The 23951-nt window shown below is 67.9% G+C and carries 27 protein-coding genes; 15 read left to right on the top strand and 12 right to left on the bottom strand.

Annotated features, from left to right (window positions below):
• Positions 1-15: 15 nt before the first annotated feature.
• Positions 16-2211: a primosomal protein N' gene (locus tag BMX57_RS11180; protein ID WP_092366665.1), complete on the bottom strand. Its 2196-nt coding sequence runs from the start codon at positions 2209-2211 to the stop codon at positions 16-18.
• A 127-nt stretch (positions 2212-2338) separates the two neighbouring features.
• Here BMX57_RS11180 and fsa point away from each other — a divergent pair, with 127 nt between their 5' ends.
• The 4 genes from fsa to BMX57_RS11160 all read left to right on the top strand — a co-directional run bounded on the left by fsa (position 2339) and on the right by BMX57_RS11160 (position 5776).
• Positions 2339-2992, top strand: coding sequence for a fructose-6-phosphate aldolase (gene fsa, locus BMX57_RS11175; RefSeq protein WP_092366662.1), 654 nt, complete (start codon positions 2339-2341; stop codon positions 2990-2992).
• Positions 2993-3393: 401 nt separating this feature from the next.
• A complete protein-coding gene (locus tag BMX57_RS11170; protein WP_092366659.1) occupies positions 3394-4101 on the top strand; it encodes a DUF484 family protein in 708 nt (235 codons plus the stop codon).
• Positions 4098-5018, top strand: coding sequence for a tyrosine recombinase XerC (locus BMX57_RS11165; protein WP_092366656.1), 921 nt, complete (start codon positions 4098-4100; stop codon positions 5016-5018). The genes BMX57_RS11170 and BMX57_RS11165 overlap by 4 nt, the downstream gene beginning before the upstream one ends.
• A 56-nt stretch (positions 5019-5074) precedes the next feature.
• Positions 5075-5776, top strand: a complete 702-nt coding sequence (locus tag BMX57_RS11160) for a CDP-alcohol phosphatidyltransferase family protein (protein WP_092367195.1) — start codon at positions 5075-5077, stop codon at positions 5774-5776.
• Positions 5777-5787: 11 nt separating this feature from the next.
• On the opposite strand, the gene BMX57_RS11155 is transcribed toward BMX57_RS11160, so the two are convergent.
• Genes BMX57_RS11155 through BMX57_RS11145 form a run of 3 tightly spaced genes read right to left on the bottom strand, consistent with a single transcriptional unit; the run spans position 5788 to position 7329 of the window.
• Complete coding sequence (locus BMX57_RS11155; RefSeq protein ID WP_092366653.1) at positions 5788-6666, bottom strand: PhzF family phenazine biosynthesis protein; 879 nt, start codon at positions 6664-6666, stop codon at positions 5788-5790.
• A gap of 21 nt (positions 6667-6687) precedes the next feature.
• The gene (locus BMX57_RS11150; protein WP_092366650.1) at positions 6688-6912 is read right to left on the bottom strand and encodes a DUF1150 family protein; all 225 of its coding nucleotides are present in this window, start codon (positions 6910-6912) and stop codon (positions 6688-6690) included.
• Between the two features lie 3 nt (positions 6913-6915).
• Positions 6916-7329: an Hsp20 family protein gene (locus BMX57_RS11145; protein WP_092367192.1), complete on the bottom strand. Its 414-nt coding sequence runs from the start codon at positions 7327-7329 to the stop codon at positions 6916-6918.
• Positions 7330-7489: 160 nt separating this feature from the next.
• On the opposite strand from BMX57_RS11145, the gene BMX57_RS11140 reads away from it, so the two are divergent.
• The 4 genes from BMX57_RS11140 to BMX57_RS11125 all read left to right on the top strand — a co-directional run bounded on the left by BMX57_RS11140 (position 7490) and on the right by BMX57_RS11125 (position 10388).
• Positions 7490-7714 (top strand): YdcH family protein, encoded by a 225-nt coding sequence (locus BMX57_RS11140; protein ID WP_092366648.1) that lies wholly within the window; start codon positions 7490-7492, stop codon positions 7712-7714.
• Between the two features lie 358 nt (positions 7715-8072).
• Entirely contained in the window at positions 8073-8558 is a 486-nt protein-coding gene (gene purE / locus BMX57_RS11135; protein WP_092366645.1) for a 5-(carboxyamino)imidazole ribonucleotide mutase, read from the top strand.
• A complete protein-coding gene (locus BMX57_RS11130; protein ID WP_092366642.1) occupies positions 8555-9310 on the top strand; it encodes an NAD(P)-binding domain-containing protein in 756 nt (251 codons plus the stop codon). The genes purE and BMX57_RS11130 overlap by 4 nt, the downstream gene beginning before the upstream one ends.
• A 4-nt stretch (positions 9311-9314) precedes the next feature.
• Complete coding sequence (locus BMX57_RS11125) at positions 9315-10388, top strand: 5-(carboxyamino)imidazole ribonucleotide synthase (protein WP_092366639.1); 1074 nt, start codon at positions 9315-9317, stop codon at positions 10386-10388.
• Positions 10389-10404: 16 nt separating this feature from the next.
• Here BMX57_RS11125 and BMX57_RS11120 read toward each other — a convergent pair whose 3' ends face one another.
• From BMX57_RS11120 to BMX57_RS11110, 3 genes are read right to left on the bottom strand one after another with little or no spacing between them, the layout of a single operon-like run.
• A complete protein-coding gene (locus BMX57_RS11120) occupies positions 10405-11553 on the bottom strand; it encodes an alpha-D-ribose 1-methylphosphonate 5-triphosphate diphosphatase (protein WP_092366636.1) in 1149 nt (382 codons plus the stop codon).
• A complete protein-coding gene (locus tag BMX57_RS11115) occupies positions 11550-12323 on the bottom strand; it encodes an esterase/lipase family protein (RefSeq protein WP_092367189.1) in 774 nt (257 codons plus the stop codon). The genes BMX57_RS11120 and BMX57_RS11115 overlap by 4 nt, the downstream gene beginning before the upstream one ends.
• A 52-nt stretch (positions 12324-12375) precedes the next feature.
• A complete protein-coding gene (locus tag BMX57_RS11110) occupies positions 12376-13218 on the bottom strand; it encodes a DMT family transporter (RefSeq protein ID WP_092366633.1) in 843 nt (280 codons plus the stop codon).
• A gap of 102 nt (positions 13219-13320) precedes the next feature.
• Here BMX57_RS11110 and BMX57_RS11105 point away from each other — a divergent pair, with 102 nt between their 5' ends.
• The 4 genes from BMX57_RS11105 to rsgA all read left to right on the top strand — a co-directional run bounded on the left by BMX57_RS11105 (position 13321) and on the right by rsgA (position 17109).
• Complete coding sequence (locus tag BMX57_RS11105; protein ID WP_092367186.1) at positions 13321-14253, top strand: bifunctional riboflavin kinase/FAD synthetase; 933 nt, start codon at positions 13321-13323, stop codon at positions 14251-14253.
• Positions 14250-14720: a YcgN family cysteine cluster protein gene (locus BMX57_RS11100; RefSeq protein WP_092366630.1), complete on the top strand. Its 471-nt coding sequence runs from the start codon at positions 14250-14252 to the stop codon at positions 14718-14720. Before BMX57_RS11105 ends, BMX57_RS11100 begins: the two co-directional genes overlap by 4 nt.
• Positions 14720-15760: a threonine aldolase family protein gene (locus tag BMX57_RS11095; protein ID WP_092366627.1), complete on the top strand. Its 1041-nt coding sequence runs from the start codon at positions 14720-14722 to the stop codon at positions 15758-15760. Before BMX57_RS11100 ends, BMX57_RS11095 begins: the two co-directional genes overlap by 1 nt.
• A 290-nt stretch (positions 15761-16050) precedes the next feature.
• Positions 16051-17109 (top strand): ribosome small subunit-dependent GTPase A, encoded by a 1059-nt coding sequence (rsgA, locus tag BMX57_RS11090; RefSeq protein WP_092366624.1) that lies wholly within the window; start codon positions 16051-16053, stop codon positions 17107-17109.
• Positions 17110-17128: 19 nt separating this feature from the next.
• On the opposite strand, the gene BMX57_RS11085 is transcribed toward rsgA, so the two are convergent.
• Entirely contained in the window at positions 17129-17941 is an 813-nt protein-coding gene (locus BMX57_RS11085; protein ID WP_229724235.1) for an alpha/beta fold hydrolase, read from the bottom strand.
• Positions 17938-18540: a 2-hydroxychromene-2-carboxylate isomerase gene (locus BMX57_RS11080; RefSeq protein ID WP_092366621.1), complete on the bottom strand. Its 603-nt coding sequence runs from the start codon at positions 18538-18540 to the stop codon at positions 17938-17940. The genes BMX57_RS11085 and BMX57_RS11080 overlap by 4 nt, the downstream gene beginning before the upstream one ends.
• A 108-nt stretch (positions 18541-18648) precedes the next feature.
• Between BMX57_RS11080 and BMX57_RS11075 the strand changes: the two genes are divergently transcribed.
• Complete coding sequence (locus tag BMX57_RS11075) at positions 18649-19668, top strand: ribose-phosphate pyrophosphokinase (RefSeq protein ID WP_092366618.1); 1020 nt, start codon at positions 18649-18651, stop codon at positions 19666-19668.
• Positions 19669-19746: 78 nt separating this feature from the next.
• On the top strand, positions 19747-20925 hold the full coding sequence (locus tag BMX57_RS11070) for a WD40/YVTN/BNR-like repeat-containing protein (RefSeq protein WP_092366615.1): 1179 nt from the start codon (positions 19747-19749) through the stop codon (positions 20923-20925).
• On the opposite strand, the gene BMX57_RS11065 is transcribed toward BMX57_RS11070, so the two are convergent.
• The gene (locus BMX57_RS11065; protein ID WP_092366612.1) at positions 20919-21269 is read right to left on the bottom strand and encodes an H-type lectin domain-containing protein; all 351 of its coding nucleotides are present in this window, start codon (positions 21267-21269) and stop codon (positions 20919-20921) included. The two genes, BMX57_RS11070 and BMX57_RS11065, sit on opposite strands and share 7 nt — an antisense overlap.
• 244 nt (positions 21270-21513) lie before the next feature.
• On the opposite strand from BMX57_RS11065, the gene BMX57_RS11060 reads away from it, so the two are divergent.
• On the top strand, positions 21514-22020 hold the full coding sequence (locus BMX57_RS11060; RefSeq protein WP_092366609.1) for an alpha/beta hydrolase family protein: 507 nt from the start codon (positions 21514-21516) through the stop codon (positions 22018-22020).
• 75 nt (positions 22021-22095) lie between these two features.
• Here the strand turns inward: BMX57_RS11060 and BMX57_RS11055 are convergent, their stop codons facing one another.
• Together BMX57_RS11055 and atpD are read right to left on the bottom strand one after the other, a co-directional pair.
• Complete coding sequence (locus BMX57_RS11055; protein WP_092366605.1) at positions 22096-22506, bottom strand: F0F1 ATP synthase subunit epsilon; 411 nt, start codon at positions 22504-22506, stop codon at positions 22096-22098.
• Positions 22507-22517: 11 nt separating this feature from the next.
• A complete protein-coding gene (atpD, locus tag BMX57_RS11050; RefSeq protein WP_092366602.1) occupies positions 22518-23945 on the bottom strand; it encodes a F0F1 ATP synthase subunit beta in 1428 nt (475 codons plus the stop codon).
• Positions 23946-23951 lie beyond the last annotated feature (6 nt).

Raw genomic sequence — 23951 nt, 5'->3', positions numbered from 1 at the left:
CGGTGCAGGGAACGCTCAGAAAAAGCTCTGCGGGTCGATGTCCACGTTCAGGCGCAGGTCACCCTTGAGGCGCAGCGGCGCGATCCACTGGGCCAGCGCCTCCTGCAGGGCCGCCCCCTTGGGCGCCTTGACCAGAAGGCGCACCCGGTGCCGCCCGCGGATCCGCGCGATGGGCGCGGGCGCCGGGCCGAAGACCTGGGCGTTCACGCGGCGCAGGGGCGCGTCGTTGCGCGCCAGCATGTTGCCGAGATCAAAGACCGGACCCGCCTCGGGCCCCGACAGGATGATGCCCGCCATCCGGCCATAGGGCGGCATGCCGGCGGCCTGCCGGCCGGCCGCCTCGGCCTTCCAGAACCCCTCCTCGTCGCCCGACAGGATGGCGCGGATCACCGGGTGTTCGGGCTGAAATGTCTGCAGCAGCGCCTGCCCGGCCTTGGCGGCCCGCCCGGCCCGGCCCGCGACCTGGCGCATCAGCTGGAACGTCCGCTCGGCGGCGCGCAGGTCCGAGCCCTGAAGGCCGAGATCGGCGTCGATCACCCCGACCAGTGTGAGGTTGGGAAAATTGTGCCCCTTGGCGACCAGCTGCGTGCCGATCACGATATCGGCCCCGCCCTCGGCGATCTCGGCGATCCGCTCTTTCAGCGCGCGGGCCGAGCCGAAGAGGTCGGAACTGAGCGCGGCGATGCGCGCGTCGGGAAAGGCCGCCGCCGCTTCTTCGGCCAGCCGCTCGATGCCCGGGCCGACCGGGGCCAGCCGGTCCTCGGCCCCGCAGGAGGGGCAGGTGTCGGGGATCGGCCGTGTCTCGCCGCATTGGTGGCACATCAGCCGTTTCAGGAAGCGGTGCTCGACCATGCGCGCGTCGCAATGCTCGCAGCCGATCTGCTGGCCGCAGGCGCGGCAGAGCGTGACAGGGGCGTATCCCCGGCGGTTGATGAACAAAAGCGCCTGTTCGCCCTTGCCCAGCCGTGCCTGGACCGCGCGGCGCAGGCTGGGCGAGATCCAGCTGCCCGACTGCATCGCCTCGGCCCGCATGTCGATGGTGCGCATCTCGGGCAGCACCGCGTCGCCGAAGCGTGCGACCAGGTCCAGACGCTCGTATTTGCCGGCCTCGGCATTGGCCCAGGTTTCCAGCGACGGCGTGGCGCTGGCCAGCACCACCCGCGCCCCGCAGGTCGCCGCGCGCAGCACCGCCATGTCGCGGGCATTGTAGAGCACGCCATCTTCCTGCTTGTAGGAGGTGTCGTGTTCCTCGTCGACAATGACCAGCCCGAGATCGCGGAACGGCAGGAACAGGGCCGAGCGTGCGCCGACGACCAGCTGCGCCTCGCCCTGCCCGACCATCCGCCAGATGCGGCGGCGCTCGGTCATGGTGGCGCCCGAGTGCCATTCGGCGGGGCGCGCGCCGAACCGCGCCTCGACGCGGGTCAGGAACTCGGCGGTCAGCGCGATCTCGGGCAGCAGCACCAGAGCCTGCCGGCCCAGGCGCAGGGCCTCGACCACCGCCTCCAGGTAGACCTCGGTCTTGCCCGATCCGGTCACGCCCTTGAGCAGTGTGGTGCCATAGCCGCCACCGCGCAGCCCGTCGCGCAGCCGGGCGGCGGCCGCGGCCTGATCCTCGGTCAGCGCCTTGCCGGGGCGGTCGGGGTCAAGCCGCGGGAAGGGAAGATCGCGCGGGCTGTCCTCCTCGCGCACCGCGCCCTGCTTGACCAGCCCCTTGATCACCGACGAAGTGACCCCCGCCATCTCGGCCAGTTCCTTGAGCGTGAAGGCCAGCCCGCCATAGTCGCGCAGCACCCCCAGCACCCGGGTGCGCGCGTCGGTCATCCTGTCGGGCACCCCGTCGCCCAGCCGGTAGATCTTGCGCATCGAGGGCGGATCGCCCAGGCCGGGCGCGCGGGTGGCCAGCCGCAGCATCGCGGGCATCGGCGTCAGCGTGTAGTCGGCGGCGCGGGCCAGGAAGCTGCGCATCTCCTCGCGCATGGGCGCCACGTCCAGGACCCGGATCACCGAGCGGAGCTTGGCCGCGTCGAAATCGCCCTGCCCCGGCGCCCAGACGACACCCAGCACCTTGCGCGGACCCAGCGGCACCTCGACAAAGGCTCCCTCGAAACATCCGCCCTCGGGCGCGCGGTAGTCGAGAAGACGATCCAGCGGCTGCGTCGTCAACACGCCGACCCGGGATCCCTCTTCGAAAAAGCCGCTTTCGCTCACGTTTCGAACCTCGGAATGTGGCTGCTTCTGTTTGCGCTAACGAAATCCCTGCCTCGGGGCTTTATGCGCGGGCCTCTATGGGGTAAACGCAAGCGCAACAGAGGCCAACCCATCAAAGGACGCACCGATGAAATTCTTCGTAGACACCGCCGAGATCGACGCCATCGCCGAGTTGAACGACCTGGGCATGGTGGACGGAGTGACCACGAACCCCTCGCTGATCCTCAAGTCCGGGCGCGACATCCTGGACGTGACCAAGGAGATCTGCGACCTGGTAGAGGGCCCGGTCTCGGCCGAGGTGGTGGCAACCGAGGCCGACGACATGATCGCCGAAGGGCGCAAGCTGGCCGAAATCGCGCCCAATATCGCGGTCAAGGTGCCGCTGACCTGGGCCGGGCTCAAGACCTGCAAGACGCTCACCGACGAGGGGCGGATGGTGAATGTCACCCTGTGCTTCTCCGCGAACCAGGCGCTGCTGGCGGCCAAGGCGGGCGCGACCTTCATATCGCCCTTCATCGGGCGGTTGGACGACATCCATCTCGACGGCATGGACCTGATCGCCGATATCCGCACCATCTATGACAATTTCGGGTTCGAGACGCAGATCCTGGCGGCGTCGATCCGCAGCGTGAACCACGTGAGCGATTGCGCGCGGATCGGGGCAGACGTAATCACCGCGCCGCCGGGCGTCATCAAGAAGCTGGCCGATCACCCGCTGACCGACAAGGGGCTCGAGGCGTTCCTGTCGGATTGGGCCAAGACCGGCCAGAAGATCCTGTAGGATCGGGATCGGGCGTGCCCCCCGGCCACGCCCGATCCACTCCGTCCCCCGGAGTTACGGGGCGGTTGCTTCAGGAGACCCGCCCCGGGTTGCCGTTGGCGCCCGCGTTGGGCGGTCCGGCAATTGCTTCTGTCTGAACGGCCGGCACTCGATTCCCCGGCCCTTGCGATCCACCCGTGTTGAGCGGATGCACATGGCTATCACGCTCGCGCGGCGGCTTCAGTGAACTGCATCACTCAAGCGCGAACCGGACCGGAGCCTTGGCCCGCTCGCGAGACGCCATCGCGCCCAAGTGCCTGATTCCCAACAGCTCCGGGGATTTTTTGACGGGGCCGAGGATTTTCCCGAGGCATCGGCTGGATCACATGATATAAGCGCCTCCAACACAAAAAGAGGCCCTCATGAGCAGCAGCCCGAAACTGGATGACAGCCTGCGCCAGACGATTCTCAAGCGTCCGGACGTGATTCTGGACGACACCGACGTGATGAACGCGCTGGTCGCCGCGAACGAACAGGCGCTGGGCGCCAATGTGATCGACCTGCGCGGCATTGCGATGGAACGGCTCGAGGCGCGGCTGGACCGGCTCGAGGACACGCATCGCTCGGTCATTGCCGCCGCCTACGAGAACCTGGCCGGAACCAACCAGGTGCACCGCGCCATCCTGCGCATGCTGGACCCCACCGAGTTCGAGGGGTTTCTGCGCAACCTCGGCAGCGAAGTGGCCGAGATCCTGCGCGTGGACGCGATCACCCTGCTTCTGGAAACCGTCCAGAACGAAGACGACCCCGCCGTGAAGCGGATGAGCGACGTTCTGACCCTGGCCGAGCCCGGATTCATCTCCGCCCATCTGGGCCAGTCCCCCGAGGCCACGCCCCGGCCGGTTACCCTGCGCCAGCTGCGGCGCGGTGCGCGGCGGATCTATGGCGACCGGGCGGAGTGGATCCGGTCCGAGGCCTGCTTGCGGCTCGATCTCGGGAACGGCCGCCTGCCCGGGATGCTGGCGCTGGGGTCCGAGGATCCGCACCAGTTCTCGCCCCAGCAGGGCACCGACCTTCTGACATTCTTCACCGGCGTCTTCGAACGAGCGATGCGCCACTGGCTCAGATGAGCCTGGTCTCGCCCGCCTGCCGCGATGCGCTTCAGCACTGGCTGCAGGCGCAAAAGGCGCTGGACGGGCATGCCGAGAACACCATCGAGGCCTATCGCGGCGACGTCACCGAGTTCCTGTCCTTCATGACCCTGCATCACGGCCAGAGCCAGGGCCTGAAGGCGCTGGAGCGGATTTCCGTGTCGGAAATGCGCGCCTGGATGGCGCAGTTGCGCGGCGGCGGCGTCGGAGCGCGGTCGCTGGCGCGCAAGCTGTCGGCGGTCAAGAGCTTCTACCGCTGGCTGGCCGAACGCGAAGGGTTCGAGCCGACGGCGGTGCTGTCCACCCGCGCGCCCAAGTTCCAGAAGAAGCTGCCGCGCCCGCTGGCCGAAGATGCCGCCCGCGCGATGATCGACACGGTCGAGATGCAGGCGCGCGAGGGCTGGGTCGCGGCGCGCGACGTGGCCGTGGTCACGCTGCTTTATGGTTGCGGGCTGCGGATTTCCGAGGCGCTGGGGCTGACCGGATCAGACGCGCCGCTGCCCGCCACGTTGCGCATTCTCGGCAAGGGCGGCAAGGAGCGGGTCGTGCCGGTGATCGCGCCGGCCCGCGATGCGGTCGCGACCTATCTGCGCCTGTGCCCCTACCCGTCCGAACCGGCGGCGCCGCTGTTCCGCGGCGTCCGCGGCGGGGCGTTGAACCCGCGGGCGATACAGGGCGTGATGGCCCGAGCCCGGATGCAGCTTGGATTGCCCTCTTCGGCCACACCGCACGCCATGCGCCACAGCTTTGCCACGCATCTGCTGGCCGCCGGTGGCGATCTGCGCGCGATCCAGGAACTTCTCGGCCACGCCTCGCTGTCGACGACCCAGGCCTATACCGCCGTCGACGCCGCGCGCCTGATGGAGGTCTACAACCGCGCCCATCCAAAGGCCTGATGCCCATGCAAGACCAACAGATTGCAGACAGAGACGAATTCGTCCATGACAAGCCGATGACCCCTCATGCCCGCGCCATCGCCGTCCATCTGTTCACCGCCACCGGCGCGGTCTTTGCCATGCTGTCCATGCTGGCCGCGGCCGAGGAAAACTGGAGCCTGATGTTCGTCTGGCTGGTGGTCGCCTTCATCGTCGACGGGTTCGATGGCCCGCTGGCGCGGCGCTACCACGTCAAGACCCAGGCGCCGGAATTCGACGGTGTGCTGCTCGACCTGATCATCGACTACCTGACCTATGTGTTCATTCCCGCCTTCGCACTGTTCCAGTCCGGGCTGATGGACGGCTGGACGGGCTGGTTCGCGATCATCGTCATCACCTTCGGCAGCGCGATGTATTTCGCCGACACGCGGATGAAGTCGAAGGACAACTCCTTTTCCGGTTTTCCGGGGTGCTGGAACATGCTGGTGCTGGTGATCTTCGCGCTGCAGCCGAATTTCTGGGTCAGCCTTGCATTGGTCACGGCGCTGGCCGTGGCGATGTTCCTGCCACTCAAGTTCATCCATCCCGTGCGCACCGAACGCTGGCGGCCGCTGAACCTGACCATGGCGATTGCCTGGACGTTCTTCGCCGGCTGGGCCGCCTGGGTCGATTTCGATCCCGAAAGCTGGGCGCATTGGGGGCTGGTCGTGACCAGCCTCTACCTGGTATTCGCCGGCATCGCCCAGCAGGTCATCCCCGAAAAGAACGGCGGCGCCTGACCTGGGCGCGGTCAGCCCGGCAGGTCGACCTGGCCGCGCATCAGCAGACGGCCCTGCCCCGCGACGCGGATGCCGGTCATGGCCTCGGGCGGGCCGACACGGGTGACCCGTGCCTGGCCGGGTCGCCCCATCCAGTGGCCCTGCTCGGCGGTGAAACGGTCGCCCCTCATCAGCCCCCTGCGCCACAGATACGCGGCCATCGCCCCGGTGGCCGAGCCGGTGAACGGATCTTCGGGCGGGCTGGGCGGGGCCAGCAGCAGGCGCGAGAACGTGTGGCCTTCGCCGGTCGCGCCCCGAAGCGTGACCAGGAAAGGCTCGACCACATCTGTGCCGGAATATCCCTGTTCCGCGGTCAGCCGCCGCAGCGCCTCGACATCCAGCCGCGCGGCCCGCAACGCCGCGTGGTCACGCAGCACGGTGATGCAGAAGGGCAGGCCGGTGGACACACGCTGCGGCGAATGCGCGATCGCGTCGGGCGGCAGGCTGATCGCTGCCGCCACTAGCGCGACCGGCAGTTCGGGTCCGAAGACCGGCGCGACCTGGCGCATCTCGATCCGCTCGCCGTCGATCCGGACCGGCACGATCCCCGCGCCGGTCTCGAGCGTCAGGCTGTCACCCTGCACAAGCCCCCGCGCCCTGAGCGCGGCGACGGTTGCAAGCGTGGGATGTCCGGCAAAGGGGATTTCCCGGCTGGCCAGGAAATAGCGCACGCGGATATCGGCGGTCTCCGAAGGGCCGGTGAACGTGCATTCGACCAACGAGGTCTCCCGCACGAAATCCATGCAGGTCCGATCCGGCAGCGTGGCCCCGCCATGAACCACGGCGCAGCCGTTGCCACCGAAGGCGCGGGCCGAGAAGGCGTCGACCCAGTCGAACTCGAACCACGCCAATCGCCCGAACCCTGATCTTGCCTAGTGAACCGTCACCGGCTCGTAGTCGTGCTGGCGCGCCAGCACGAAGGCCAGCTTGCGGTCCGCCACAAGCGCCAGTTGCTGGCCCGCGGCGTCATGCACGGCATAGAGCTGCTCGACATCGCCCACCTGCTGGCGCACGGCATCCGGCAGGTCCGAGACCTCAACCGCCTTGACATAGACGATCCGGCTGCCCTCATCCTGGAATTCAAACGGCGTATGCATCGCTTACCCCTTCTTGATGTTGATCGTCTGCACCACGGTCTCGGGCCGGGCGCGGGTCAGGTCCACATGCAGCAGACCGTTTTCCATGATCGCCTCGCCGACCTCGACTCCGTCCGCCAATACGAACATGCGTTGGAATTGCCGCGCGGCAATGCCCCGGTGCAAAAAGACGCGCCCCTCGCTGTCGTCGCGCTGGCGCCCGCGGATCACCAGCTGGCGATCCTCGACGGTGATCGACAGATCGTCCTCGGCAAACCCGGCCACGGCCAGCGTGATCCGATAGGAATGATCCGAGGTCTGTTCGATGTTGTAGGGGGGATAGCCCTCGTTACCGGACTTGGCCGAGCGTTCGAGAAGCCGTTCCAGTTGCTCGAATCCCAGCAGATGCGGGTAAGAGCCCAATGTGAGTTTCGACACGTTCATTCGTCCTTTTTTGCCAAAGCGACGGGTCGCACGGCCCCTTTTTCGGCAACCGCACAGGGCGAATATGGGGAGAAAAGGCGCCGGCCACAAGGTCTAGGCGGAATCACCGGAAAGTCGTATCATTGCGCCAAAGCAACAAAAGAAGAGACCCGCCATGAATGCGCCAACCGATCTGTCCATGAAGACCGACGACGTGCTGAAGGTGGAGCTTGAGGTGTTCAAACGTCAACACCGCGACCTGGACGAGGCGATCCAGGCGCTGCAGGAGAAAGGCACGTCCGACCAGTTGACGATCAAGCGCCTGAAACAGCGGAAACTGCGGCTCAAGGACCTGATCGCGCTGATCGAGGACCGGCTGACGCCCGACATCATCGCCTGACACGGCCGGTCAGAAGCTCTGGCCGTCCGAGTTACCGACAGCGAGGGTTTTCGGTTGTAGCGAAGTGATCGCCTGCGCGGGTGCGAGGAGTTCGCGCTCCAAAACAGGCTTCGCGACGTTTCCGACCGTCGCGACCTCGTGTTTCTCGGCAAGGCTTCATCGGCGCCGATCCAGGTGGCGCGAATTTCACGCGATTTCGACGCCCGCTGCCGCAGATGGCTGCCGTTCCGCCTGCGTATTTCGCGATTCCGACGACGAGGGGACGCCTGCTGCAAACAGCGGACCGGACGAGGCCTGAGGTCATTGCCAGCAGGTGCGATTTGGCTATAGTTCGCGCTCTTTCACGGCGAGGGGCAGCATGGCCGAGACACGGGTTGGGATCATCATGGGCAGTCAGTCTGACTGGCCGACCATGCAGGGCGCGGCAGAGAGCCTGGACACGCTGGGTGTGGGATACGAGACGCGCATCGTCTCGGCCCACCGTACACCGGACCGGTTGTGGGACTATGGCATGACGGCGGCGGAGCGCGGGTTGCAGGTGATCATCGCCGGCGCCGGCGGTGCGGCGCATCTGCCCGGCATGATGGCCTCGAAGACGCGCCTGCCGGTGATCGGCGTGCCGGTGCAGACCAAGGCGCTGTCGGGTGTCGATTCGCTTTATTCCATCGTGCAGATGCCCAGGGGCTATCCCGTCGCCACCATGGCGATCGGAGCGGCGGGCGCGGTGAATGCCGGGCTGATGGCGGCCGGGATCCTGGCGCTGGGCGATGCGGCCCTGGCCGAGCGGCTGGAGCGGTGGCGCGCCGCACTGTCCGCCTCGATTCCCGAGACCCCCGAAGCATGAGCCGGATCGGCTTTATCGGAACCGGCCACATCGCGGCCCCCATGGTCCGCCATCTTGCGGGCAAAGGCCACGAGATCGCGGTGACCGAACGCAACCGGGAGGTCTCGGTGGCGCTGGCGGCCGAGCTTGGGGTGCACGTTGGCGAACCGCAGGACGTCCTCGACCATGCCGAGATCGTGTTTCTGTGCCTGCGTCCGGACGTGGCCGCATCCGTGCTGGAACCGCTGGCATTCCGCGCCGATCACCAGGTGGTTTCAGTTATGGCCGGGGTGCCGGCCGTCCGGCTGGATGCGCTCTGCGCCACGGCGACGGACCGGGTTCAGACCATTCCGCTGGGATATCTGGAACAGGGGGGCTGCCCGCTGGCCGCGTTCGGCAATGACCGGCTCCTGTCACGGCTTTTCGCGCCCGAGAACCCGGTCGTGAAGGTCGAGAGCGAGGCCGCGCTCAACGCGCATTTCGCCATCTGCGCGATGGTGCCGGGCCTGCTGGACCTGATGCAGAGCGGCGCCGACTGGCTGGCCGGGCAGACCGGCGACGCCGATGCCGCCGCCTTTTTCACGACCCAGCTCATGGCCGGGTTCCTGGCGGCGATGGACAAGGACGTCGCGGGACGGCTGGCGGAGGAGCGGGACGCTCTGGCCACGCCGGGAACCCTGAGCCTGCAGATGACGACGGCGCTGCGCGAGGGCGGCGCCCATGACAGCTTGAACGCCGCATTGACCGCGATCGGCAAGAGGTTGGAGACCTGACGACATGACCGTACCGCTTTCCCCCGGCGCAACCATCGGCATCCTCGGCGGCGGTCAGCTGGGCCGCATGCTGTCCGTGGCCGCCAGCCGCCTTGGGTTCATGACCCATGTCTTTGAGCCCGGTGCGGCGCCGCCCGCCGGCCAGGTGGCCCATCGCGTGACCACCGCGGGCTATGACGACACCGCGGCGCTGGCGGCGTTCGCCGGATCGGTCGATGTCATCACCTACGAGTTCGAGAACATCCCCACCGCGGCGCTGGACACGCTCGAGGCGCATCGCCCGATCCGCCCGGGTCGCGAGGCGCTGCGCGTGAGCCAGGACCGGCTGACGGAAAAGCGGTTCCTGCGGGATCTGGGGCTTGCGACCGCGCCCTATGCCGCGGTGGATGACGCCGAGGGCCTGCACGCCGCGCTGGACGAAATCGGCACGCCCGCCATCCTCAAGACCCGCCGGTTCGGCTATGATGGCAAGGGGCAGGCGCGGATCACATCCCGCGACGATGCCGCCGCGGCCCTGGACGACATGGCCGGGGCCCCTGCCATCCTGGAGGGGTTCGTCGCGTTCAGCCACGAGGTCTCGGTCATCGCCGCGCGCGGCAGCGACGGGCAGGTCGCCTGTTTCGATCCCGGCGAGAACGTGCACGAGGGCGGCATCCTGCGCACCACCGCCGTTCCGGCGCGGCTGGCCGGCAGCCAGCGCATGGATGCGGTGCTGCTGGCGGGCAGGATCCTCAACGCGCTCGATTATGTCGGGGTGATGGGGGTCGAGCTGTTCGTCACGCCCAAGGGGCTGATCGTCAACGAGATCGCACCCCGGGTGCATAATTCCGGGCATTGGACGCAAAACGGCTGTGCCGTGGACCAGTTCGAACAGCATATCCGCGCGGTTACCGGCTGGCCGCTGGGAGACGGCACGCGCCATTCGGACGTGGTGATGGAAAACCTGATCGGTGCGGATATGGACCGGGTGCCAGAGCTTGCCCGGGAGCCACGGGCGGCGCTGCATCTCTACGGCAAGGCCGAGGTCAAGCCCGGGCGCAAGATGGGCCACGTGAACAGAATCGTGCAGGACGGATGAGCATCGACATCACGGCTCAGCCCAGGAACCGGGCGGCGATTTCACCGCTCATGTAGCTGACGCGCCCACCCGCGAATGTGGCGGCGACCTGCCGTGTTCGGGCGTCCAGGATCACCAGATCCGCGCGCAGCCCCGGTTCCAGCCGGCCGCGATCGGTCAGCCCCAGGATGCGGGCAGGCCCCTCCGAGACCAGCGCCCAGGCCGAGGCCAGGTCCAGTACGCCGGACTGCGCCAGCATCAGCGCCGCGCGGCGCGGGCTCGGATAGTGATAGTCCGAGGCCAGCGCATCGCACAGCCCCATCGCGATCAGGTCCAGGGCGCTGACATTGCCCTTGTGCGAGGCACCGCGCACGGCGTTGGGGGCGCCCAGGATGACCGCATCGCCCCCGGCGCGCGCCGCCTCGGCCGCCTCGACGGTTTCCGGGAACTCGGCGATGCGCACGCCCCGGTTGCGCCAGACCCGGCGCGCGTCGGCGGTGCGGTCGTCATGACTGCCGGTGTGAATGCCGGATGCCGCCAATTCCGCGCACAGCCTTTCGAGAGCGGCGGGCTCTTCGGCCCGGCGCGCATGCAGCCTGTGCAACAGCTCCAGATGCGCCTCGGGACTACGGCCGGCCTTGAGCGCCTGGCCGGTCAGACGCGGTGGTGTGCGCCCTTCCGACAAGCGGTCGCGGGGCAGATGATCGTTGAACACCACATAGGACACGCCCCAATCCGAGATCATCGCGGGCAACCGATCATAGTCATCCAGCAAGGCGACCTCCAGACGGAGCTGCGACCGCAGGTCGGTGGCAACGGTGCCGCGCGTGGCGGCGATGGCCTGGAAGACGCGGGCGGCGAAGTCCGGACCGCGCACGCCGCCCTCCCAACTCCAGAACTGGGCCAGAACCGCGGTCGTGATGCCGTTGGCCGCCAGTTCCGCCTCGGCCGCCATGATACCTTGGTCCATTGCGCTCACGACACCGCGCCGGGGGGCCAGGTGGCGTTCGAAACCGTCGCCATGCAGATCGACGATCCCGGGCAGGATCAAATAGCCGGACAGGTCGATCGCGCGCCCGGCGGGCGCGTCCGTCAAGAGCCCCCCGGCCATCGGCAGATCGCCCGCGACCGGCCCCCGGCCGGGGCGCAGCACCGTGGCGCCGCGCAGGGTCAGATCCAGGCTCATCGCAACGGCTTGCCTTGCGAGCATTCGCCCAGCAGACACAGCTCGTCGATGGTGGCGCGAACCGATTCCGCCCAGGTGAGGTCGGGGGCGAAGCGGCCCTTCTCGATGAAGTGCAGCGCCTCTTCCATCACCAGTGGGTTGTTCATCATGAAAGTATGCGTGACCGGCAACACGATGTGGTCCTGCATGCCCGCCACCCGCGTCGAGGCGACCGAGACCTTGCCGTCGTCCGGCCCCGGAATGATCGCCGAAAAGACCGGGTTGAGCGAGCGGTTGCCGGCGATCACGCCAAGCTCGAAACTCACGGGCGGCAGGCTGAGCGGCACGCTGTTGGACCCCGTACCCAGCGACAGCCCGGCCGGGCCGTTGAGCAGCCCGAACACCTCCCAGTCGCCCAGTTCGTCGACCAGCTCGCTGCCCTGGTTGGGCGGTCCCAGCATCACCACGCGGCCCAGGTTGCGCGGGCGGCTCTGGCGCAGCCAGTAGCGCAGCAGGATGCCGCCCATGCTGTGCGCCACGACATGCGCGGTCTGCTGGCCGCACCGTGCCAGCGCGTCCGGTACCGTGCGCGCGGCCAGTTCCGGGATCGGCAGGTCGGTCGAGGCATAGCCGGGACGCACGACCTTGTAGCCATGCGCCTCGAAGACCTGTTCCATCACCGCAAAGGACGCCTCGGTCCGCGCCAGCCCGTGCAGGAGCACGACGCAGTCGGCCCGCGCGGCCTGGGGCAGCACCAGCAGCAGGACAAGACTGAGACATACGCGGATCATGGCGCGGAGATAGCGGTAAAGCGCGGTCAGGGAAAGCCTCGGCGCGCCGGGTTCAGCGCTGGGGCCGCCGCGTCGCCGCCAGCGCGATCCCGCCCAGAACCAGCGTGGCGCCGGCAAGCAGCCGTGGCGTGGCCGCCTCGCCCAGCACCAAGGCGCCCGCCATCAGGGCGATGACCGGCACGCTGAGCTGCACGGTCGCCGCCACGGCCGGCGCGAGGCGCGGAACGACGCGATACCAGAGCGCATAGCCAAGGCCCGACGTGACCGCGCCCGAGATCACGGCCAGCAGCGCACCGGCCCCGGTCAGAGACATGCCGGCGCCAAAGGCCAGGACCGCCGCCGTCGTCACCGGCACGGCCAGCGCGAAATTCGCGGCCGTCGCCGCCAGCGCGTCGCTCTCCCCACGCCCGGACAGGGTGTAGGCGGCCCAGCCCAGCCCGGCGAGTGCCATCAGCGCAGCCCCCAACGGATCGGTCGGCACCGGCCCTGCCGGCCACAGAACCCAGGTCAGCCCGGCAAAGGCGATCGCGGCACCGAGGACCTGCCGATGCGTCGGATGCGCGCCGCGCAGGGCGCCATAGGCGAACATGGCGATCTGCACCACGCCGAAGAGGATTAGCGCCCCGAGCCCCGCATCCAGCGTCAGGTAGGCCATCGAGAAGCCGACCATGTAGAGGCTGAGCGCACCGGCCCCCAAGGCGCGCCGACCGGGCGCGAGGGGCAGCGTGCCGGCCCGCAGCTGGACGAGAGCGATCAGCGTCACCGCGCCGGCCACGACCCGGACCACCGCGAACCCGCCGGGATCCGCCAGTTCGGCGCCCACGGCCACCCGATTCAGGATCGAGTTGGCGGCAAAAGCCAGCATGGTCAGCGAGGTCGTCAGAACGAGGCGCATCCCCTGCCCTTACCCGCCCTTGCGGCAAAGGCCCAGCCCCGGCGCACGGGACCGCAACTCGCCGCTTGAACCACCCGCGGGCTGGGTTTACCCATGCGCCTCATGCGGATCATCCGGGATTACCAGTTCGTCGAACCCCAGGACCGCGGCGCCAGCGCCGCGATCGGAAATTTCGACGGCGTGCACCTGGGCCACCAGTCGGTCATCGACCTGGCCCGGCAGGCCGAGCCGCGCGCGCCGCTGGGTGTGCTGACCTTCGAGCCGCATCCACGCGAGTATTTTGCGCCGGATGCACCGCCCTTTCGCCTGATGCGCAGCGCCACGCGCACGCACCGGTTGGAGAAGCTGGGCGTCGAGAAGCTCTATGAGCTGCCGTTCAATGCCGCCCTGGCGGGGCTTGCGCCCGAGGATTTCGCCGATGCCGTCCTGTCCCGCGGCCTGGGGTTGTCGCATGTGGTGGTCGGCGGGGATTTCTGCTTTGGCAAGAACCGCAGCGGCGATGCCGGTGATCTTGTCCGGTTCGGGCGTGACATGGGGTTCGGCGTCACGATCGCGCCGCTGATGGAACGCGCCGAGAATGTCGTCTCCTCGACCGCGATCCGCGATGCGCTGAGCGAGGGCCGGCCGCGCGACGCCGCCGCGATGCTGGGCCACTGGCACCGGATCGAGGGCGAGGTGGTCGGCGGCGAACAACGCGGCCGCGACCTGGGGTTTCCCACCGCCAACATGTCCATCGACGGGCTGCACCCGCCGCGATTCGGGGTCTACGCGGTTCTGGTCGAGGTGCTGACCGGCCCGCACAAGGGCAGCCATCTGGGCGCGGCCTCGGTCGGGGTGCGCCCGATGTTCGGCGGCGACCGGCCCAATATCGAGACCTTCCTGTTCGATTTCTCTGGCGATCTCTATGGCGCCACCCTTTCAGTCGGGCTGGTGGAGTTCCTGCGCCCCGAGACGACATTCGACAGCATCGAGGCGCTGGTCGAACAGATGCGCCTGGACTGCGACCGCGCCCGCGGCGCGCTGGCCGCACCATGAGCGATCCGATCGACCGCAACGGGCTGGCCCCGCGTTTCTGGGAGACCAAGCGTCTCAGCCAGTTGTCCGACAAGGAGTGGGAGGCGCTGTGCGACGGCTGCGGCAAATGCTGCCTGAACAAGCTCGAGGATGACGAGACCGGCGAGGTGGCGCTGACCCGCGTGGCCTGCCGTCTGTTCGACGACGCGACCTGCCGCTGCACGCAATATGACATCCGCCACCAGTTCGTGCCGGAATGTATCGTTCTGACCATGTCGACCCTGCCGCTGCATGCCTACTGGCTGCCGCAAACCTGCGCCTACAAGCTGTTGTGGGAGGGCAAGCCGCTGCCGGACTGGCACCCGCTGATCTCCGGGTCGCCGGACAGCGTGCACCAGGCGGGCATTTCCATCCGCGACGGAACGGTGTCGGAATTCGAGACCCCCGAAGACGAATGGGAGGACCACATCATCGAGGAGCCCACCTGATGTTCTTTGCCTCGGACAATTCCGGCCCCGCCCCGCAACAGATCCTCGACGCGCTGGCCGCGGCCAATACCGGCTATGCCGCAGCCTATGGCAGCGACCCGCTGACTGCCGAGGTGCAGGCGCGGATCCGCGAGATCTTCGAGGCGCCGCAGGCGGCGGTGCACCTGGTCGCCACCGGCACCGCCGCCAATGCGCTGGCGCTCGCCACGCTTGCCGAGCCGTGGCAGACGGTGTTCTGCACCCGCGTGGCGCATATCCACGAGGACGAGTGCAACGCGCCCGAATTCTACTCGGGCGCCAAGCTGACACTGGTGGGGGACGGGGACCGCATGAGCTCCGATGCGTTGCGCGCGGCGATCGAGGCCGAAGGCACGCGCGGCGTGCACGGGCCGCAGCGTGGCCCGGTCTCGATCACCCAGGCGACCGAACGCGGCACGGTCTATTCCCTGGACGAGTTGCGCGCACTTTGCGACGCGGCGCGGGCGCATGGGCTGCCCGTCCACATGGACGGCGCACGTTTTGCCAACGCGTTGGTCGCCCTGGGCTGCAGCGCGGCCGAGATGACCTGGAAGGCCGGCGTCGACGCGGTCAGTTTCGGCGCGACCAAGAACGGATGCCTTGGTGTCGAGGCGGTCGTTCTGTTCGACCCCGCGAAGGCATGGGAGCTGGAGTTGCGGCGCAAGCGCGGCGCGCATCTGTTCTCCAAGCACCGCTATCTTGCGGCGCAGATGGCCGCCTATCTGCGGGACGATCTGTGGCTGGACCTGGCGGGCCGGGCCAATGTCAATTGCGCGCGACTGGCGGCCGGGCTGCGCGGCGCCGGGGCAACGCTTCTGCATGAGCCGCAGGCCAACATGATCTTTGCCGCCTTCCCGCGCGCCCTGCATCGCCGCCTGCACGCGGCGGGCGCGGTGTATCACCTCTGGGGCAGCGGCACGCTGGAGGGCGAGGACGCGGATGAAATGCTGCCGTGCCGGCTGGTCTGCGACTGGTCGCTGCCCGAGGCCGAGATCGACCGCTTCCTGGCGCTGCTGCGCTGAAGGGCCAGCACGTTGCCAGACTTCCTGCTTGCCGGCCCTGCGCGCGGCCCATATCCTTGCCATGTCCGCAGCAGAGAAGGGACCGTTCATGATTGTCGCCATCATCACCCGGGCCAGTCGGTTCGTTTGACCCGATAGCGCGCAGGTTCGGTTGCCCGGCAGATCCGCCGCGCCGACACCGCCGTTTCCGATCGTCATCGGCCGTTGGCCTGTTCCAACCGTGATGCTCCCGCGGGCTCACGGAATGCGCATATCTTTGCGCAAGGCTTTCTCAAGGACGATGACACAGGATGACACGCACTCAACCGGATCTGGCCGAGCTTGGCTGGAAACCCTTTTTTTCTTCCCAACTTGATATCGACGACCTCACCCGGCTGGACCCTGCGCGGGTGATGGCCGTTCATCGCGGGCGGCTCACGGTCACCGGGCCGGAGGGTCCGCGCGATCTCCCCTCGCACCTGCCCGACGCCGAGGACGACGAGGACCGCCCGGCGGTCGGCGACTGGATCATGCTGGATCGCGACTCGGGCCTGCCCCTGCGCATCCTCGACCGGTTCAGCCTGTTCAAGCGCCGCGCGCCCGGCACAGGGCGGCGCGTGCAGCTGATCGCGGCCAATGTCGACACGCTCTTCATCGTCTCGTCCTGCAATCGCGATTTCAACCTCGCCCGGCTAGAGCGCTACCTGGTGCTGGCGCGCGATGCCGGGGTCACGCCGGTCGTGGTGCTGACCAAGGCCGACCTGGCCGATGCGCCCGGCGATTTCGCCCGGGAGGCGCGCGGCCTGCAGGCCGGGTTGCTCGTCGAGGCGGTCAACGCGCTGGACCGTGACAGCCTTGCCTGCCTGTCGCCCTGGTGCGGCGCGGGGCAGACGGTGGCGATGCTGGGATCGTCCGGCGTGGGCAAGTCGACGCTGGTGAACACGCTGTCGGCCGGGCCGGATGTCGCCACGGCCGGAATCCGCGAGGATGACGCCAAGGGACGGCACACCACGACCGGGCGGGCCATGCACCGGCTGGCCGGCGGCGGCTGGCTGATCGACACGCCGGGCATGCGAGAGTTGCAATTGACCGACGCCGCCGCGGGGCTCGAGGACGTGTTCGCTGACGTTTCGGTCCTGGCGCAGGCCTGCCGGTTCGCGGATTGCGCGCATGAGACCGAGCCGGGCTGCGCCGTCCGACAGGCCATCGATGAGGGTCGCCTCGATCCCGTCCGGCTGGCCCGGTTCCGGAAGCTGACCGCCGAGGACGCGCGCAACAGCGAAACGCTGGCGCAGCGGCGGGCGCGGGGCAAGGCGTTCGGCAAGATGATCAAGTCGGTGCAGAAGGACAAGCGCGGACGCAGGGAGTGAGCCCCGGCAGGCACCGCCGTCAGACCGGTGCCCACGTGTCCCAGAATGCCCGGATCGTTGCCGCCACCTCCTTCGGCAGGGTGATCGGCAGCATGTGGTCGCCGCCTTGTACCGCAGTGGCGCGGGCGTCGGGCAGGCGGCGGGCCAGCCCTTCGCAGATGGTGCGCATGACCTCGGGCGAGCGGGCACCGTGCAGGATCAGAACCGGCATGGTCGCCCCGTCCAGAACCCCCGGGGCCAGCAGCCCGGCCCGGTCCTCATAGATGGCGGCGCGGGCGGGTTCCATGATGCGCACCGCGCGGGTCATCGATGCGCGTGTCGCCTCGGGCAGATCCGGCCAGCGCGGGCCGTCCTGCGCGCCCCAGAGCCGGTTGAAGAGCCGCGCCGCCAGCGCGTCGTCATTGGCCTTCAGCGCATCGAAGACCGGCTGCATCTGCGTGGCATCGGCCTGCGCCAACTCTGGCGCGTCGGCCGCTGCGACCGAGAACATCACCGGCTCGATCAGCGTCAGGCTGCGCACGCGGCCGGGATATGCGACCGCAAGCCGCAAGGCGATCTTGCCGCCGAAGGAATGGCCGATCAGATCGACCGGCCCCTCCGGCAGCGCGGCCGCGGAGGCCGCTACGATCCTGTCCTCGACCTCGCCCTGCCCGTCCCAGTCCGGGCTGGACCCGTGGTTCAGCATATCCGGCGCATCGATCGTGGCCAGATCCGACAGCGCCGCGGCCACACCGCGCCAGGCACCGGAATGGGCCATCGTGCAATGAAAGGCCATCACCTGGCGCGGCCCGCCCTCGTAGCGGCGGACGTTGAGCGGTTGCGGAACGCTCACGCGCCGCCGCGACCCAGATGCGCGTCGAGATCGGACAGACGGTCCTGCCCCCAGAACCGCTGATCGTCGGGCGTAATGTAGAACGGCGCGCCGAACACGCCGCGCTCGACCGCCTCTTCGAGGTTGGCGGCATAGGTCTCGGCGCCGACCAGCAAACCGCTGTCGGCAAGCGAGGGTTCGAACCCGGCACCCGAGAGGCAGTCGCGGATCACGGCGTCATCGGCGATGTCCTTCTCCTCGGCCCAGCAGGCGCGCAGGATGGAATGGCACAGCTTGCCGACATCCCCGCCCCCCGCACCGATGGCCGCGATGATCGCGTAGGAGGACGGGGCGGCATTGGTCGGCCAATGCGCCGGCTGCAGGTTGAACGGCAGGTCCACGGCGTGTGCCCGACGCACCAGGTCCTGCGCGCGATAGGCCTGGCGCGACGGGTGCCGGTCCTTGGGTGGCGTGCCCCCGGTGCGGCCGAACAGCGCGACAATGTCGATCGGCTTGTAGGCGATGTCGGCCCCGTGCCGGTCCGCGATCGCCTCCAACTCGAGCCCCGCGAGGTAGCTGTAGGGCGAGAGTGTCGAAAAATAGTATGCGATGCCGGCCATGTTCACTTTCTCCGCTGCCTTGCCTTTGCGCGACGGTAAGCCCGTGTTAAGCGGTGTCAACATCACGAATCTGTCACAAATGATGCCGCTGCCCGGGGATCTCAGCACATGCCGACCTTGACCGAACCCAAGCTCATCTCTGGGAACGCGAACCTGCCGCTTGGACAATCCATCGCCCGCCGGATGAGCCTCTATCGCGGTGTCGACCAGAGCCTCGTTGACGCCCGGGTCGAGCGGTTCAACGACGGCGAGATCTTTGTCGAGGTATTCGAGAACGTCCGGGGCGAGGACATGTTCATCATCCAGCCCACCTCGAACCCGGCCAATGACAACCTGATGGAGCTGCTGATCATCGCCGACGCGCTGCGCCGCTCCTCGGCGGCGCGGATCACCGCCGTGATCCCCTATTTCGGCTATGCCCGGCAGGATCGGCGGACCAAGGCGCGCACGCCGATCTCGGCCAAGCTGGTGGCCAACATGCTGACCGGCACGGGGATCGAGCGGGTGCTGACCATGGACCTGCACGCGGCGCAGATCCAGGGGTTCTTCGACATCCCGGTCGACAACCTCTATGCCAGCCCGGTCTTTGCGCTGGACGTGAAGCACCAGTTCAAGGAGCAGATGGACGAATTGATGGTGGTCTCGCCCGATGTGGGCGGCGTGGCCCGCGCCCGCGAGCTGGCCAAGCGGATCAACGCGCCGCTTTCGATCGTCGACAAGCGCCGCGAGAAACCCGGCGAGATCGCCGAGATGACCGTGATCGGCGACGTGAGGGACAAGATCTGCCTGATCGTCGACGACATCTGCGACACTGCCGGCACGCTGTGCAAGGCTGCGCAGGTGCTGATGGACCAGGGCGCCAAGGAGGTCCATTCCTACATCTCCCACGGCGTGATGAGCGGCCCGGCGGTCGAGCGGGTGACCAAATCGGTGATGAAATCGCTGGTCATCACCGACTCGATCCAGCCGACCCAGGCTATCCTGGACGCACCAAACATCCGCATCGTGCCCACCGCGCCGATCTTTACCCAGGCGATCCTGAACATCTGGAACGGCACCTCGGTCTCGTCCCTGTTCGAGGACAAGACCCTGCGCCCGATCTACGAGTCGCTCTACCAGATGGACTGATCCTGCCGCCGCGGCGGCGGATAGGGAATTTCCGGCGTCTGTGATAGCCTCGGGCCCGTCAATGCGGGAGGATGGCCAATGGCGGACGGGATTCATCTGCTGATCGGGACGACAAAGGGGGCCTTCATCCTGCGCGGTGACGCCCGGCGCACAACCTGGGACCTGACCGGACCGCATTGCGACGGCTGGCCCATAAACCACGTGATCGGTGAGGTGAATGACGGCACGCTCTGGGCGGCCGGCGGAAACGGGTGGAGCGGCGCCGGTGTGTGGCGGTCGCGGGATGGCGGGAGCAGCTGGGAGCTGATCAAGCTGGCCAATGGCGAGAGCGACACCTGGCTTGCCGAGAACCCCGAGATCGCGGCGCAGATAGGAGCCACCCCCTCCGGCCCCGCGCCCTTCACCGGCGAGATGGAGGCGATCTGGTCGCTTTCCCGGGCCAACGGGACGCTCTATGCCGGGGCGAAACCCGCGCATCTCTATGCCAGCGAGGATGACGGCGACAGCTGGGCACGGGTCGAGGGGCTGGCCAGCCACCCCTCGCGCAACGGTTGGATGCCGGGCGGTGCCGGGCTGACCCTGCACAGCATCGTGACCGATCCGGATTCGCCCGGCCGGCTCTGGATCGGCATATCGGCCGCGGGCGTCTTTGCCACCGAGGACGGCGGCGCAACCTGGGAGCGGCGCAACCGGCGCTCGAACCGGGCGGCCGCGGACGGGCCCGGCCTGCCGGGGCACGATCCCTCCGAGGTCGGGGCCTGCGTGCACAACCTGCAGAGAGCCGCGCAGGCCCCGGGCGACCTGCTTTATCAGCAGAACCACCACGGCACCTTCCGCAGCGCCGATGGCGGCCGCAGCTGGCACGACATCACCGCCGGCCTGCCGTCAAGCTTCGGCTTTCCGGTCGCCGTGCATCCGCATGATCCGCAGACGCTGTGGGTGCTGCCCCTGAACGGCGACAGCATCGGGCGGTACCCGCCGGACGCCGCGGCGGCGGTGTGGCGGTCTCGCGATGGCGGCGAGAACTGGCAGGCCCTGCGCGACGGCCTGCCCAGGCGCAACTGCTTCTTCACCGTGCTGCGGCAGGCCATGGCCACCGACCGGGACAGGACGGTGGGCGTCTATTTCGGCACCAATTCGGGGTCGATCTTTGCCAGCCGGGACGAGGGCGACAGCTGGGAGGAAATCGCCAGCCACCTGCCCACCGTGCTGAGCGTCGAATGTATCGGGCCGTGGGATCCGGGCCGGGTTCAGTAGAGCTCCCAATCGTCGTCATGGGCGATCTCGCCGGTCGCGGTCCAGGTCACGCGGATGCGGGCGATACGGCTGTCGGACCAGGTCCGGAACACGATCTCGAACCCCTCGGCAGTGACCGTCTCGGCGCGCAATTCGCAGCGCAGCGCGCGTGTGGTGTCGACGTCCCACAGGGATATCGCCGGTTGAACTACGGGCGGACTGCGAAAGGGTTGCTCGAAAATGACCGGTCGGCGGCATTCCCGCGCGCCTTCGCCGGCCCACATCTCGCCATCATTCTCGAAATCCGAGAACAACGCCACCTCGCCCTGGGCGATGCCTATGGGATGGGTCGAAAAGCGCTTCATTCAATAACCGTATCAAATCGGGACCCCCCGAACGGTATTTTGCCAAGGGGGCGATTCCAAGACGCAAAAGCGGCCGGAACGGCAACGGCGGATCGCGTGGATTTGCCCTGGGCGGTCCTGGCGCTTATCCTTCCCACGAGCGCCGATGGAGGTTCGAGCCATGCGTTGCCTGTCTGTATTTCTCGTTTTGATCGCCCTCCTACCCGTCACTGTGTCCGCCTCCGGGTTCCAGCGCGCGGAGACCATGACATCACCGCCCATCGAGATCGGCATCTGGTATCCCTCGCACTCCGCGGTCACGGCGGCGGCAAACGTGCCCTTTGGACAGGCCCTTGCCTTGGACGGAGAGAGCGACGGCGACAAGCTGCCGCTCATCGTGCTGTCCCACGGCAACCACAGCCGGTTGGGCGTTCACTCCCATAGGGCGCTGGCGCTGGCCGAAGCCGGGTATGTCGCCGTCGCCCTGACCCATCCCGGCGACAATGACCAGAACAGGCTCACGACCGGCTCCGACTGGCTGGTCTCACGTCCCGCCGACATATCCCGAACCATCGACCACATGCTGTCGGACTGGACCCATGCAAAGCGGATCGACCCCGACCGTATCGGCGTCTACGGCTTCTCCGCCGGTGGCTATACCGCGCTGGCGGCGGCCGGCGCCGTGATCGACACTCACCTGATCGCAAGCTACTGCGCAGAAGTTCCGCAAGAATACTCCTGCCCGGTTCTTTCCGTCGCCTGTCAGCCGTGAACTGAAAACGCCCCCGCGGAGATCCGCGAGGGCGTCTCGTCTTTCCGGCCCCTTGCGGGCGCCTGTCACATGACCTCAGAGGTTCATGTGGGTGCCCAGCGCCTCCATGTCGGCGAGCAGCTTGGCGGCGTCGTCGATCAGGTTGGGGTGATCCTTTTCCTTGGCCTCTTCATGCACCGTGCGGGCCTCGGCGATCATGTCGTCGAGGTGGTCGCGGGTCATTTCCGTGACCGGTATCGCCTTTTCGGCCAGCACCGACATCGCGTCGGAGCTGACCTCGGCAAAACCGCCGGTCACGACGAATTCGTTTGTCCCATCCGGCCCCTCGGCCTTGACCAGGCCGGGACGCAGGGTGGTGATGGTCGGGGCATGGTCCGGCATCGCCGTCATGTCGCCATCCGCCCCCGGGATCTGCACCGCGCGCACCTGGAACGAGGCGAGGCTCCGTTCCGGGCTGACGAGGTCGAACTGCATTGTGTCTGCCATCAGGCGTCTCCTCAGGCCGCGGCTGCGGCGGCCATTTTCTCGGCTTTGGCGATCACGTCGTCGATGCCGCCGACCATCAGGAACGCCGCTTCCGGCAGGTGGTCGAATTCACCGGCTACGACGCGCTTGAAGCTGTCGATGGTCACGTCCAGCGGCACCTGCACGCCGGGCGAGCCGGTGAACACCTCGGCCACGTCGAAGGGCTGGCTGAGGAAGCGCTCGATCTTGCGGGCGCGGGCCACGGTCAGCTTGTCCTCTTCGCTGAGTTCGTCCATGCCGAGGATCGCGATGATGTCCTGCAGCGACTTGTAGCGCTGGAGGATCTGCTGCACGTCGGTGGCGACCTTGTAATGCTCGTCACCCACGATCGCCGGGTCGAGCAGGCGCGAAGTCGAGTCGAGCGGGTCCACGGCCGGATAGATGCCCTTTTCCGAGATCGCACGGTTGAGAACCGTGGTCGCGTCGAGGTGGGCAAAGGACGTCGCCGGCGCGGGGTCGGTCAGGTCGTCCGCAGGCACGTAGATCGCCTGGACGCTCGTGATCGAGCCGGCCTTGGTCGAGGTTATGCGCTCTTGCAGGGCGCCCATGTCGGTGGCCAGCGTCGGCTGGTAGCCCACGGCCGAGGGGATCCGGCCCAGAAGCGCCGAAACCTCGGAGCCCGCCTGGGTGAAGCGGAAGATGTTGTCGACGAAGAACAGAACGTCGGTGCCGGACTGGTCGCGGAATTGCTCGGCCAGGGTCAGGCCGGTCAGCGCGACGCGGGCACGCGCGCCCGGCGGCTCGTTCATCTGGCCATAGACCAGGGCCACCTGGCTCTCGCTCAGATTGTCGGGCTTGATGACGTTGGATTCGATCATCTCGTGATAGAGGTCGTTGCCCTCGCGGGTCCGCTCACCGACACCGGCAAAGACCGAGTAGCCCGAGTGCACCTTGGCGATGTTGTTGATCAGTTCCATGATCAGAACCGTCTTGCCCACGCCGGCGCCGCCAAACAGGCCGATCTTGCCGCCCTTGGCGTAGGGCGCCAGCAGGTCGACCACCTTGATGCCGGTGACCAGCACCTCGGACTCGGTCGACTGGTCCTCGAAGGTGGGTGCAGGCTGGTGGATGCCGCGGGTTTCCTCGGCCTTCACCTCGCCTTTTTCGTCGATGGGCTCACCCACCACGTTGAGGATGCGGCCCAGGGTGGCGTTGCCCACCGGAACCGAGATCGGCGCACCGGTGTCGGTGACCTCCTCGCCGCGCACCAGGCCTTCGGTGGCGTCCATCGCGATGGTGCGGACGGTGCTTTCGCCCAGGTGCTGGGCAACTTCCAGCACCAGGCGCTTGCCGTTGTTCTTGGTTTCCAGCGCGTTCAGGATCTCGGGCAGTTCATCGTCGAACTGCACGTCGACGACGGCGCCGATAACCTGTGTGACCTTGCCTTTTGCATTCGCCATGTTTCG

Source organism: Cribrihabitans marinus, assembly GCF_900109035.1.
Lineage (GTDB): Bacteria > Pseudomonadota > Alphaproteobacteria > Rhodobacterales > Rhodobacteraceae > Cribrihabitans > Cribrihabitans marinus.
The sequence above is the reverse complement of the archived record's forward strand: the minus strand, read 5'-3'. Positions and strand labels throughout refer to the sequence as shown.